Source organism: Sphingomonas sp. GCM10030256 (assembly GCF_042666415.1).
Taxonomy (GTDB): Bacteria; Pseudomonadota; Alphaproteobacteria; order Sphingomonadales; family Sphingomonadaceae; genus Sphingomicrobium.
In genome coordinates, this window is sequence record NZ_JBHTDI010000001.1 from 968,496 (window position 1) to 981,215 (window position 12,720).

Below are 12,720 nucleotides of genomic sequence, written 5' to 3' on the forward strand. Positions count from 1 at the left end.
GCGGCTGCATCAGTGTGGGTTGCCAATGTTCACAATGTTCACGGTAACGAAGCCACTTTTTCCTCGCCGAGCCGAGGGAAGATGGGTGGGCCGCGATAAAGAGCGTTGCCGGGAAGCGCCGACATCCAAGCAGATGCGATCCTACATTGGAAGCCGTGTCTTCTGGCGCTTTACGCCCTCGACTGCGCCGGACGAACGGAAATGTTGTGCTTTGAGGAGGGCAGGCTACGGGGACGGCCATGCTATCCGACCGTATCCTGTTCATCGACGGTGACGCGCTGGTGATCAACAAGCCGGCGGGATTGCCGGTCGACACGCCGCGAGCGGGTGGCGACAGCATCGAACGACGGCTGGACGAACTGAAGTGCGGCTTCAAGCGGCCGCCTACCGCCATGCATCGCCTGGACCAGGACACGTCCGGATGCCTGCTGTTCGCCCGCAACCCGCGCGCCCGCGCCGATCTGCAGCAGGCGTTTGAAGGACGGCGGGTCGAGAAGAGCTATCTTGCGCTGATCGGAGTGGCTGTCGCCGAGGAAAGCGGAACCATCGACCTGCCGTTGGCCAAGCGATCGAGTGCCGACGCGGGTTGGCGCATGGTGGGGGATGCCAAGGGCCAGGAAGCCGTGACCCACTGGCGCCGCTTGGCAGTGCTTGATGGTCGGACGCTGGTCGAATTTCGTCCGGTCACGGGGCGTACCCACCAGATACGCGTGCATGCGCGGGAAGCGTTCGGGACGGGGATCGTCGGCGATCGGGTCTATGGCATCCCTGGTGGGGCGATGCTGCTCCATGCCTCCCGGCTGGTGGTGCCCCGCGAGGGCAAGACAACGATCGATGTCGCGGCTCCACTGCCGGAGCATTGGCCCGACGATATTCGCGCGTCGCTCGATGAAGCCTGACGAAGTGATCATCCCGGAAGAGGCGCTGAGCGAGCGCTTCCTGGCGGCAACCGGTCCGGGCGGGCAGAACGTCAACAAGGTCGCCACGGCCTGCCAGCTGCGCTGCGACGTGTTCCGCCTGGGCCTGCCGCCGCACGCCTACGAAAAACTGAAGAGCCTCGCGGGTAGTCGCCTGACCAGCGGCGGCGAGCTGCTGATCACGGCGCGTAACTACCGCACGCAGGAGGCGAACCGGGAAGATGCGCGGCGCAGGCTGGCAGAACTGATCGCGGCTGCCCATGTGCGGCAGGCCAAGCGGCGCCCGACCAAGCCCTCGCGCGCCGCCAAGGCAAGGCGGGTGGATGCCAAGAAGGGGCGGAGCGTGGTGAAGGCGGGACGGGGAAGGGTGACGGATTACTGACCGTCATGCTGAACTGGATCCAGCATCCATGCCTCCGCCGGCGCTGCAATCAACGTTGACAGATGGGCCCGAAAACAAGTTCAGGGCGACGCCAGAGAAAGATCGCAATGTACGACTTCAAGATCGCGGCCCCGGACAAGGTCACGCTTTACCGCGACCTCCGGGCCGCGCTGGAAAGCCTGGTCGCCGGGGAGCCGGACCCGATCGCCAACATGGCCAATTTCTCCGCTCTGATCATGGAAAGCCTGCCCGATCTCAACTGGGCCGGCTTCTACCGTAACGTCGGCGGAGAACTTGTGCTCGGGCCCTTCCAGGGGCGCGCGGCGTGCATTCGTATTCCGTTCGGCAAGGGTGTGTGCGGCGCCGCTGCGGCCACGCTTCGGGTGCAGCGAGTGGAGGATGTCCACGCCTTTCCTGGACACATCGCCTGCGACGCGGCGAGTGCCAGCGAGCTGGTGGTGCCAATCGTGCGCGATGGCGAGCTGATCGCGGTCCTGGACCTGGACAGTCCGACCGTGGGCCGCTTCGATGCGGAGGATGAGGCAGGGTGCGTCGCGCTGGGCGAGGTGCTGGCGCGGGTCTTGTGACTTGCTCCTCCTCCTTTGGGGGAGAAGCTAGCTTAACTGTTCCAGCCGCTCGTCGCTGAGTGAGCCCGGAATGATCATTACCGGGCACGGCAGCTTGCCCGCGTCCTGGCCGGTAAGGTCGGCGACCAGCGGACCGGGGTCGCCATGCGGTGCGGCCCCCAGGACCAGCGCTGCGATGTCGTCGCGGGTGCCGACGAGTGCCCGCACCACGTCGACCCGGTCTCCTTCCTGGACGATGATCTTGGGAGCAATGCCCGCTGCGTCGACGATCTCGCCCACCGCGGAGGCGACGCTGGCCTCGATCCGGAGGCGCTGTTCCTCCTCGATCGCGGCCTGGACCCCGCCCCATTGAACGAAGTCCTGGGGCTCCACCACGGCGAGCACCTCGATCGCGCCGCCGGTCTTGACCGCACGGCGCGCGGCGAAGCGCAGCGCAGTGCGGGCTTCGGCGCTGTCGTCAATCACGACCAGATAGGTCCGCGTTGGCTCTTCCCCCATGGCGGCCTTGGTGCGCGAAGGCGGCGGCGAGCGCAAGCTTGACGGGCATCGGAAGCTGGTCTTTGAGCGGACCGATCCATCCGCTCACCCGAGGCCGCGCCCCATGCCCGTCGAACTGAAGATGCCCGCTTTGTCCCCGACGATGGAGGAGGGCACGCTCGCCAAATGGCTGGTGAAGGAGGGCGATGAGGTCAAGTCGGGGGATATCCTGGCCGAGATCGAGACCGACAAGGCGACCATGGAGTTCGAGGCCGTGGACGAGGGCACCGTCGCCAGGATCCTGGTGGCGGAAGGAACGGATGGCGTGAAGGTCGGCACGGCCATTGCGCTGATTGCCGCTGAGGGGGAGGATGCTGGTGCGGCTTCCGCGGCGGCTCCGGCTGTTTCTGGTCCTGCTCCGCAGAAGGACGAAGCGCGGGCCAGCGAGCATGAGGGGATGTCGGGCGAGAAGGGGCCGACGAGCGCTCCACCGCAGCAGAGCGGCGGTGAGACGCCGGCGGCTCCGAGCGCGCCTGCCGCAGCCCCTCAGCCAGCGGCTGAGTCGCCATCAGCCGGCCGGGGAGAGGGGCAGGACCGCATCAAGGCATCGCCGCTCGCTCGCCGTCTGGCGCAGGCGCAAGGGGTCGACCTGTCGACGCTGAAGGGCAGCGGGCCGGGCGGGCGGATCGTTCGAGCCGATCTTGGCCAGGCTGCGGGTGGAGCGCTGGCTAAGCCGCGGGCTCAAGCGGCTGCGCCCGCTCCTCAGGCTCCCGCGCCAGCATTTGAGACCGAAATCCCGCACGAAGCGGTCAAGCTTTCCAACATGCGCAAAACCATTGCGCGCCGCCTGACCGAGTCCAAGCAGCAGGTGCCGCACATCTACCTGACGGTGGACGTCCGCCTGGACGCGCTGCTGAAGCTGCGGGGCGAGCTTAATGCTTCGCTGAGCAGCCGGGGCGTGAAGCTGTCGGTAAACGATATGCTGATCAAGGCGCTGGCGCTGGCACTGATCGAGGTGCCCGAGTGCAACGTCAGCTTCGCCGGCGACCAGCTGATCAAGTACAGCCGCGCGGATATTTCGGTGGCGGTGAGCATCCCGAACGGCCTGATTACGCCGATCGTCGCGGATGCGAACTCCAAGTCGCTATCGAAAATCTCGACCGAAGTGACCGATCTGGCCGGCCGCGCGAAGGAGGGCAAGCTCCAGCCGCATGAATATCAGGGCGGCACCGCAAGCATCTCCAACATGGGCATGTTCGGGATCAAGCAGTTCGACGCCGTCATCAACCCGCCGCAGGGCATGATCCTGGCGATCGGAGCGGGCGAGAAGCGCCCCTATGTCGAGGGCGACCAGCTGACCGTCGCCACCGTGATGAGCGCCACCGGCAGCTTCGACCACCGCGCCATCGACGGTGCCGACGGGGCGCGGTTCATGAAGGCATTCAAGGCATTGGTGGAGAACCCGCTGGGGTTGGTGGCTTGAGGCTAACGCGACCTACCAGAGCGGCAATCTCGTTTGTCTTTGGGCCGCTGTTGGTTCTTGTGGCTTTGATCGGGTGGGTCTTGGTGTCCGAAGGCTTTGCGGATGCGACGGATCCAGAGGGTCTAGCTTACTTGATCGTTTTTGCCGGCTTAGCGTTGCCGGGCGTGTTCTTAGCGCTGCTCCTCACCTGGTTCTTAGAGGCGCGGACAACCGGATTCGCTGCCGTCGTGCGGCTAGCCTTTGCCGGCCTCGCAGGGATTGTCGTAACCTGCGGCGTATTCTTGATCGTTATGGCCTCAATTGTTGGGTGGGATCTGACCTCTGATCCAGCTGTGCTAGTTCTGCCCGCTCTTTTCGGCGCTGTAAGTTGCGTCTTATTCGCTGTTCTCGGTGGTGGCTCACGGGAGATTGCTGCGTGAGGGGAGAGCCACTCATCCGCACCACGGCCATGCCGGCCGACACCAACCCGTACGGCGGGGTATTCGGCGGCTGGCTGATGGGGCAGATGGGGCTCCACTGCGGGTCTTTCGCTTCGCGTCACGCCAAGGGCAAGGCGATCCTGGTGGCGGCCGACGAGCTTCGCTTTCCGGGCGCGATGGCGGTCGGGGATGAGCTCCGTCTATGTCGAGCTTATGCGGCAGGGGCGGACCTCGCTTCGGCTGAAGGCGGAGGCGATTGCGCGGGAGCGGGACGGGGAGGCGGAGAAGCTCGTCGCCTCCGGAGAATTCACCTTTGTTGCGCTGGACAACAATGATCGGCCGCGAACGATTGCGGCAGGGGAAATGACGAATGGCTGACCAGTTTGATGTGATCGTGCTCGGCTCTGGGCCGGGCGGCTATGTCGCGGCGATCCGCTGTGCGCAGCTCGGCCTCAAGACCGCGATCGTCGAGCGCGAGAACCTCGGCGGCATCTGCCTCAACTGGGGGTGCATCCCGACCAAGGCGCTGCTGCGCTCGGGCGAGATGCTGCACCACATGCGCCACGCCGACAGCTTCGGACTGGTCGCGACGGGTGAGGTGAAGCCGGACCTCGGCAAGATCGTCGGGCGCAGCCGCGCGGTTGCCAAGCAGCTCAACCAGGGCGTCGGCCACCTGATGAAGAAGAACAAGATTGCCGTGCACATGGGCACCGGCAGGCTGACCGCGCCGGGCAAGCTCCAGGTCGCTGCCGCCGATGGCAAGACCACTGACCTCCAGGCCAGGCACATCATCGTCGCCACCGGCGCCCGCGCCCGTGACCTGCCGTTCGCCAAGGCCGACGGCAAGCGCATCTGGACCTATCGGCACGCGATGGTGCCCGAGGAGATGCCGAGCGAACTGCTCGTGATCGGCTCCGGCGCGATTGGGATCGAGTTCGCCAGCTTCTACAACGACTGCGGGGCCAAGGTGACCGTGGTCGAGATGCTCGACCGCATCGTTCCGGTGGAAGACGCCGAAATCTCCGCCGCGCTACAGAAGAGCCTCGAAAAACAGGGCATGACGATCCTGACCTCGGCGGGGGTCGAGAGCCTCGCCAGCGACGGCAAGGGGGTCGCGGCGAAGATCAAGGCGAAGGACGGCAAGGTTGCCGAGCAGCGGTTCAGCCATGCCATCGTCGCAATCGGCATCGTCCACAATATCGAGGGCATCGGGCTCGAGGAGCTGGGCGTCGGCGTCGAGAAGGGGCGGATCACGATCGACCCGTACGGCCGCACCAACGTGCCCGGCCTGTGGGCGATCGGCGACGTGACCGGCGCGCCCTGGCTGGCGCACAAGGCGAGCCACGAGGGCATCATCGCCGCCGAGAGCATCGCCAAGGAACTGGGCAACAAGGATGTTCATCCGCACACGATGGATGTCTCCAACATCCCGGGCTGCACCTATTGCCACCCGCAGGTCGCGTCCGTCGGCCTGACCGAGGCCAAGGCCAAGGAAGCGGGCTACGAGGTGCGTATCGGCAAGTTCCCCTTCATCGGCAACGGCAAGGCGATTGCGCTTGGCGAGACCGAGGGGTTCATCAAGACGGTGTTCGACGCCAAGACCGGCGAGTTGCTCGGCGCGCACATGATCGGCGCCGAGGTGACGGAGTTGATCCAGGGCTACACGCTGGGCAAGACCGCGGAACTGGTGGAGGAAGACTTCATCAACACGGTCTACCCGCACCCGACGCTATCCGAGATGATGCACGAAAGCGTGCTTGGCGCCTACGCTAGGGTAATCCACATCTGAAGTGCCGTCATTCCCGCGAAGGCGGGAATCCATGTCCGGGAACCCTTCACATGCGATCAGTTCGGGAGATGGGCTCCCGCTTTCGCGGGAGCGACGAAGAATGAATAAACTGCTTGCCGCCGGCTTCGCCGCCCTCTGGATCGCCACTCCGGCGCAAGCCGAAAAAGTGGTCGTGACCGCGGACCGCATGATCGACGTGCTGACCGGCAAGGTGGTGGAAAGCCCGGCGGTGTTCATTGGCGACGACGGCCGGATCACCTCCGTCGCCGATGCGCGGACGGTGCGATGGGGCGCCGATGTCCGGCACATCGACATGAGCGGGCGCACGCTGCTGCCGGGGTTCATCGACATGCATGTGCACCTGGCTGGAAGCCCGTACATCCGCGGCTACAAGAGCTTCGAATATAACGACGCCTTCTGGCCGACGCTGGGAGTGGTCAACGCCAGGGCGATGCTGGAAGCGGGCTTCACCACCGTCCGCAACCTCGGATCGTCCGATTATGCCGACGTGGCGCTGAAGCAGGGCATCGAGGCTGGCTTCTACCCTGGCCCCCGGATCGTGCCCGCGACGTGGAGCTTCGGCGCGACCGGCGGGCATTGCGGCGGCGGCAACCTGCTTCCGCCAAAGTACAAGAGCCTGACCGAGCGGGGCGTCAACGGCGCCGAGGCGATCCGCTTCCAGGTTCGCGAGAACCGCAAATATGGCGCGGAGGTGATCAAGGTCTGTGCCACCGGCGGCGTTTTCTCCAAGAACACCGAGCCTGGTCAGCAGCAGATGACCGAGGACGAGCTCCGAGCAGCCGCCCAGGAAGCGCACATGCTCGGTCTGCGGGTCGCCGCGCACGCTCATGGTGCCGACGGTATCAAGGCCGCGATCCGCGCCGGCATCGACACGATCGAACATGCCAGCATCGTCGACGACGAGGGCATCAGGCTGGCGGCGCAGCGCAAGCGGCCGGTGTGGTTCTCCATGGACATCTACAACACCGAATTCACGCAGTCCGAAGGCAGGAAGACCGGCGCGCTGGAGGAGAACCTCCGCAAGGACCGAGAGGTGGCGCAGGTCCAGCGCGACAATTTCCGCAAGGCGCACCGGGCCGGCGTTCGCATGGTGTTCGGCAGCGACGCCGGCGTCATGCCGCACGGTACCGCCGCTGGCCAGTTCAAGACGATGGTCGCCTACGGCATGACCCCGCTGGAAGCGATCCAGGCCGCGACCCGCAACGCCGCCGAAGCGCTCGGCCGGGAGCGGGATGTGGGCGCCATCGCCCCGGGGCGGTTGGGCGACATGGTCGCGGTCGCCGGCGATCCGTTGCGCGATGTCGCGTTGCTCACCCGGGTCGATGCCGTGATCAAGGGCGGCCAGCTGGTGAAAGGCGCCGGGCGCTAGGGAACGTCTCTCCGCCGCTGCGGTTCTGCAGTGCGGGCCGGATAGCGGCCTCGAGGAGAGAATATGCGTCTTCTGGCAACCGCGGCCGCGGCCGTGCTGACGATCGGCCTGACTGCCTGCAACCAATCGGAAACAAGCGTTTCCAACAATGTCGCGGGAACTCCTGACGGCGGGGTGGACGAGCCCGGGGTCGCGAACATGGCGGACAATGTGGTGGGCGCAACCTCGGCAGGCGCGGAGGCCTATGTCACCGCCGCTGCCGCCTCGGACATGTTCGAGATCGAGACCAGCAAGCTGGCCCAGCAGAAGGGGCAGAGCGGGGCGGTGAAGAGCTACGCCAAGATGATGATCGACGAGCACACGAAATCGTCAACCGAACTCAAGGCAGCTGTTCAGGGCATCAGCCCAGCTCCGGCGATCCCGACCGTGCTGCCGGCCGACAAGCAGACCAAGGTCGATGCATTGAAGACCCTGAGCGGGGCGGCGTTCGATCGACAATATCTCGCCGATCAGCAGGCGGGGCACCAAGAAACTCTGGCGAAGGTCAACTCGTTCCTGGCGTCGGCCCAGTCGGGGCCGCTCAAGGATCATGCCTCCAAGACGACCGGCGTGGTCCAGAAGCACCTCAACGAACTGCAGAAGATCAACAAGTAAAGGCGGGCAGCGCTCGTCGCAGGAGGACCTCTTGAAGGGCTATCACGACAATATCGAAGCGGAAACCGTCTCCAACGAGGATTTCCGGCGGGTGCTGTACACCGGCAAGAACCTCCAGCTGGTGGTCATGTCCCTCGAACCCGGCGATGAGATCGGGGAGGAGGTCCATGAGGATCGCGACCAGTTCTTCCGCTTCGAGGACGGCACCGGCGAGGTCAAGGTCGACGACAATGTTTATCCGGTCGAGGACGGAAGCGCGGTGGTCGTCCCCGCCGGTGCCCGCCACAATGTGCGCAATACCGGGGACCTTCCGCTGAAGCTGTACACCCTCTACGGGCCCCCTGAGCATCTGGACGCGATCACCCAGTCGACCAAGGAAGAAGCAGACCGCCGCCACGCGGACGAAGAGTGGGACGGCAAGACCACGGAGTAGCGCTGTCCCCTCCGTCCTGACCTGGTCGGGTGCGCAGTTGACCGAAGGACAAGGACTGCTTGCCTTTCGTGCCAAGCTCAAGAACAAGTACGGCCCTTCAGCAAGCTCAGGGCGGACGGTGATGACCAGGACAGCAAGTCTTTTCGCGGCAGTCTTCGGTTGCGCCGCCGCGACCGCTGTTGCTGCGCCCACCTACATCCATGCCGGAAAACTGATCGCCGTACCCGGCCAAGCAGTTCGCGGGCCGTCGACCATCATCGTCGACAGTGGCCGGATTGTCGCCGTGCGGGACGGCCATGTTGCGCCCGAGCCCGGCGCGTCGCTCGTCGACCTCAAGGACAAGACCGTGTTGCCGGGCCTGATCGACTCCCACGTCCATCTCGCGTCCGACCGGGGCGGAGAAGCCAACCTCCTCTCGATGATGCGCGAGGAGCCGCAGATGAATGCGCTGGAGGCGCAATGGAACGGGATAAAGACGCTGCGGGCGGGCTTCACCACGGTGCGGAACCTCGGCGACGAGGGCGCGACTCTGGCGTTGCGGGAGGCGATCAAGCGCGGCTGGGTGCAGGGCCCGCGGATCGTCGACGCGGCGAGCAGCATCTCGACCACCGGTGGGCACATGGATGGGCGTGGCAGCCTCAACGACGATCTGATAGCCCATCTGCCCGCGCCCGAGAATTTGTGCGACAGCGCCGAAAGCTGCCGCCGGACAGTTCGCCGCCAGATCGACCGGGGCGCGGACGTGATCAAGTTCGCGACGACCGGCGGCGTCAACAGCGGTACCGGGCTTGCCACCCGCATGGTGGAGGAAGAGGCGCGGGCGTTGGTTCAGACCGCTCATGCGTATGGCCGCAAGGTCGCGGTCCACGCGCATGGCGCCGACGGGATCAAGCTTGCGCTTCGGGCCGGCGCGGACTCGATCGAGCATGGGACCGTCATGGACGACGAGATCCTCCGCCTGATGAAGCAGGGGGGCACTTATTATGTGCCGACGCTTTCGACAGTGAACGGCTATCTGGAGCGGCTCGGCAAGGATCCCAATGCCTATGCGCCGGACGTGAAGAAGCAGATCGACTGGCGGATCGGAATCACCGGCCAGTCGCTCGCCAAAGCCTATCCGGCGGGCGTGAAGATTGCCTTCGGAACCGACGCTGGCGTCTCGAAGCACGGCCGCAATGCTGATGAATTCGAATTGCTCGTCAAATACGGCATGCCGCCAGTGGAGGCGCTCAAGGCGGCGACGGTGAATGCGGCGGACCTTCTGGGACTGGCCAGCGAGATCGGCACGGTTGAAGCCGGCAAGAGCGCGGACATCATCGCGGTAGCGGGCGACCCGCTCACCGACGTTCGCACGCTGAAGACGGTCGACTTCGTGATGGCACGCGGTGAGGTCATCACGCTGCCTCAAAAGCGCTGATCAAGACCGGGAGCATCAACTCACCTGTTAGATGCAACGGTCCGTCGCGGGGCCGTGAACCCGAATTCCTGTTGTATTCGTAATGTGGTGGCTGGCCGGCGCCAGTACAACAGGGTAAAAGTTTGTTAAACGCCACAGACTTAACAATCTTTATCAGGCGGGCCTGCATCGAGGTCTGCGCTTCCTGCGTACATTCTGTTGTGACTGACTTCGCGAACCACGAGTTGTTCGCGGGTTTCACTGCGCCGCGTCCAAGCCGGACCTTATACATTTAGGAGAGACTTGGATGTGCTCAATCTGTGCCGTCAACAAATCAAAGCTCGCTGAGAACTACTGGAGCACGAAGCTCGGCGCGCACTACCAACGACCGAGCACAGATGCAGCCAGCAATCCGGCGCTGACCACCGAAACCGCCTGGCTCTCGACGAGCACGAAAGGCTATGATGCCTTTCCGGCGGACGGTGTCGGCGACTTCAAGCCGCTGACCACCTCCAACGTGCTGCTCCTCACTCCCGACAATGTCGCGGACAATATCGGCACTACGGCGACCATTGGGGTCGACGCCGGCAGCATTGTTTCGACCATCAACACGATCGGCGACCAGGATTTCTTCAAGGTCGAGCTGGTCGCGGGCAAGACCTACGACATCGGCCAATATGCGGTGATCGGCGGGCCCGGCGGTACCCCGCTGACGGACGCTTATATCGAGCTGTTCGATGCAGCCGGCAACCTGGTCACGACTGCTGACGGCGGCGGGCCGAACACCCCAAGCGGCCTGGATGCGCTGCTGACCTTCACCGCCCAGACCAGCGGCACCTATTACATCAACGCCCGTGCCTTCGACCAGGACGGCACCAACGGCACCACCGGCGACGCGGTCGGAGACTATGAGCTGTTCGTCCACGACGTCACGGGCAAGGCGACCTACCAACCCTATTATGACGTCGACAGTCCTCTTCACTCGCTCGACTGGGGCAGTCAGGTCGACCGCACGTCGCGCAACCCTGACGGCCAGGAGGGGCCGCGGGTGACCGGCAATGCGTTCACCGGGGTCGGCAGCAATCCTTTCGGGATCGAGGGGAAGAACGTCATCACCGTCTACTTCGCCAAGGCCGGCGACATCTTCGTGAGCGAAAACCCGACCAGCCCGGGCCTGACGGAGAACATCGTCGCCAAGGGACTCGTAGCGTGGGAGAAGCAGGCGTTCCTCAACGCATTCGACCTGTACGAGCAGGTTGCGGACCTGGTGTTCGTGGAGGTTGGCGACCGCTCGGCGGCCGACTTCAAGATCATCACCTACAACGGCACGCCCGGCGCCGGCGCGTCCCTGCTCGGACGGATGAGCCCGCCCAACGAGCAGAACGAGGGGCAGGCAGAGTTCAACTCGGGCGACGTGCGCTGGACCGAGGAAGGGCTCCAGCCTGGCGGTTTCTACTTCCCGACGCTGCTGCATGAGTTCGGCCACGGCCTCGGCATGGCCCACCCGCACGACAATGGCGGCCGGTCGAGCATCATGCGCGGCGCCGGCGGCGGAACCGGCGGAATCGGCGGAGGCTATGGCGACTTCGACCTCAGCCAGCAGGTCCATACCATCATGTCGTACAACGACGGCTGGTCGAAATCCCCTTACGGGCAGCCGAAGTCCGGCGGGCTCACCGGCACCGACGTGGAGCATTTCGGCTGGGCCGCCACGCTCGCGCCGCTCGATATCGCCGTGATCCAGGACAAGTATGGCGTCAACGAGGAGTGGGCGACCGGCGACGACGTATACACGATCAAGGACGTCAACGGCCCGGGCAATTTCTATTCCTCGATCTGGGATGCGGGTGGAAACGACCAGATCGTCTACAATGGAACGGCCGACGCGACGATCGACCTTCGTCCGGCGACTCTCCAGTATGAGCAAGGCGGCGGCGGTCGGGTGTCCTACGCTTACGGCATCCACGGCGGCTTCACCGTCGCAAACGGAGTGACGATCGAACAGGCGCGGTCCGGCTCGGGCAACGACACTTTGTTCGGCAACGATGCGGCCAACCAGCTGTTCGGCAACGACGGCAACGATGTGATCGACGGCGGTGGCGGCGCGGACACGATCGTCGGTGGGCGTGGCACGGATACGCTGACCGGGGGAGCGGGAGCCGACGTTTTCCAGTTCGGGGCCGTCGAGGACAGCCGAGCCGGCATCGGCCGCGACGTCATCACCGATTTCACCAAGGGGAGCGACCTGATCGACCTGTCGGCGCTCACGGCCGACCGGTTCATCGGAACCGGGGCGTTCTCCGGGCGGGCCGGGGAAGTCCGTTATGCGGCCTTTGATGGCGGAACGATCATCGAGGTCGACACCAACGGCGACCGGCTGAGCGACTTCCAGCTGCAGTTGGACGACTTGGTGGCGCTGACGATCGGCGACTTCCGGGGAGTCGAGACGGACGCCTCCGGACGCAGCGGCGGCGGCGGCAAGAAGATCGCACTGGCGGGAAGCTCGCCTGCCGAGGGCGGCCGGGCCGATCAGCCGTCCGCGGACAGCTATGGCTCGCAGGACAGTTACGACTGGGGCCGCACTTCGCTGAGCCACAACGACAACCTCCTCTACGCCGGCTAGTCGGATCGTCGCAGGAGCCCTCGTCACCCCGGCGGCGGGGGCTCCTTCCCGAGCGGGAGCGGTTGACCGCCCCGCGTGCGCCTTGTAAGGGGCCGCTCGTCCGCGGGGCTGCGCTTTCGTACCTCCGGCGGGCAAGAGCTGAACATTGCTCCACGACGCGATGGCCGGTG

At 65.1% G+C, this 12,720-nt stretch carries 13 protein-coding genes; 12 read left to right on the top strand and 1 reads right to left on the bottom strand.

Annotated elements, in window-relative coordinates; all coding sequences use genetic code 11:
• Window positions 1–239: 239 nt before the first annotated feature.
• The 3 genes from ACFQPG_RS04640 to ACFQPG_RS04650 all read left to right on the top strand — a co-directional run bounded on the left by ACFQPG_RS04640 (window position 240) and on the right by ACFQPG_RS04650 (window position 1,886).
• On the top strand, window positions 240–899 hold the full coding sequence (locus ACFQPG_RS04640; protein WP_380810591.1) for an RluA family pseudouridine synthase: 660 nt from the start codon (window positions 240–242) through the stop codon (window positions 897–899).
• A complete protein-coding gene (gene arfB / locus ACFQPG_RS04645) occupies window positions 889–1,299 on the top strand; it encodes an alternative ribosome rescue aminoacyl-tRNA hydrolase ArfB (protein WP_380810592.1) in 411 nt (136 codons plus the stop codon). The genes ACFQPG_RS04640 and arfB overlap by 11 nt, the downstream gene beginning before the upstream one ends.
• 107 nt (window positions 1,300–1,406) lie before the next feature.
• Window positions 1,407–1,886 carry a GAF domain-containing protein gene (locus tag ACFQPG_RS04650; protein WP_380810593.1) on the top strand — a complete coding sequence of 160 codons (480 nt, stop codon included), beginning with the start codon at window positions 1,407–1,409 and terminating at the stop codon, window positions 1,884–1,886.
• A gap of 27 nt (window positions 1,887–1,913) precedes the next feature.
• Here the strand turns inward: ACFQPG_RS04650 and ACFQPG_RS04655 are convergent, their stop codons facing one another.
• Entirely contained in the window at window positions 1,914–2,384 is a 471-nt protein-coding gene (locus tag ACFQPG_RS04655; protein ID WP_380810594.1) for a universal stress protein, read from the bottom strand.
• Between the two features lie 103 nt (window positions 2,385–2,487).
• Between ACFQPG_RS04655 and ACFQPG_RS04660 the strand changes: the two genes are divergently transcribed.
• The 9 genes from ACFQPG_RS04660 to ACFQPG_RS04700 all read left to right on the top strand — a co-directional run bounded on the left by ACFQPG_RS04660 (window position 2,488) and on the right by ACFQPG_RS04700 (window position 12,550).
• Complete coding sequence (locus ACFQPG_RS04660) at window positions 2,488–3,846, top strand: pyruvate dehydrogenase complex dihydrolipoamide acetyltransferase (RefSeq protein ID WP_380810595.1); 1,359 nt, start codon at window positions 2,488–2,490, stop codon at window positions 3,844–3,846.
• A 131-nt stretch (window positions 3,847–3,977) separates the two neighbouring features.
• Entirely contained in the window at window positions 3,978–4,265 is a 288-nt protein-coding gene (locus tag ACFQPG_RS04665; protein ID WP_380810596.1) for a hypothetical protein, read from the top strand.
• Between the two features lie 189 nt (window positions 4,266–4,454).
• Entirely contained in the window at window positions 4,455–4,643 is a 189-nt protein-coding gene (locus ACFQPG_RS04670) for a hypothetical protein (RefSeq protein ID WP_380810597.1), read from the top strand.
• The gene (lpdA, locus tag ACFQPG_RS04675; RefSeq protein WP_380810598.1) at window positions 4,636–6,054 is read left to right on the top strand and encodes a dihydrolipoyl dehydrogenase; all 1,419 of its coding nucleotides are present in this window, start codon (window positions 4,636–4,638) and stop codon (window positions 6,052–6,054) included. Before ACFQPG_RS04670 ends, lpdA begins: the two co-directional genes overlap by 8 nt.
• 100 nt (window positions 6,055–6,154) lie before the next feature.
• Window positions 6,155–7,444 carry an amidohydrolase family protein gene (locus ACFQPG_RS04680; protein WP_380810599.1) on the top strand — a complete coding sequence of 430 codons (1,290 nt, stop codon included), beginning with the start codon at window positions 6,155–6,157 and terminating at the stop codon, window positions 7,442–7,444.
• Window positions 7,445–7,507: 63 nt separating this feature from the next.
• A complete protein-coding gene (locus ACFQPG_RS04685) occupies window positions 7,508–8,098 on the top strand; it encodes a DUF4142 domain-containing protein (protein WP_380810600.1) in 591 nt (196 codons plus the stop codon).
• Between the two features lie 31 nt (window positions 8,099–8,129).
• Window positions 8,130–8,531 (top strand): cupin domain-containing protein, encoded by a 402-nt coding sequence (locus ACFQPG_RS04690; RefSeq protein WP_380810601.1) that lies wholly within the window; start codon window positions 8,130–8,132, stop codon window positions 8,529–8,531.
• 121 nt (window positions 8,532–8,652) lie between these two features.
• The gene (locus tag ACFQPG_RS04695; RefSeq protein WP_380810602.1) at window positions 8,653–9,948 is read left to right on the top strand and encodes an amidohydrolase family protein; all 1,296 of its coding nucleotides are present in this window, start codon (window positions 8,653–8,655) and stop codon (window positions 9,946–9,948) included.
• A 286-nt stretch (window positions 9,949–10,234) separates the two neighbouring features.
• Complete coding sequence (locus tag ACFQPG_RS04700) at window positions 10,235–12,550, top strand: M10 family metallopeptidase C-terminal domain-containing protein (protein ID WP_380810603.1); 2,316 nt, start codon at window positions 10,235–10,237, stop codon at window positions 12,548–12,550.
• Window positions 12,551–12,720: the final 170 nt, after the last annotated feature.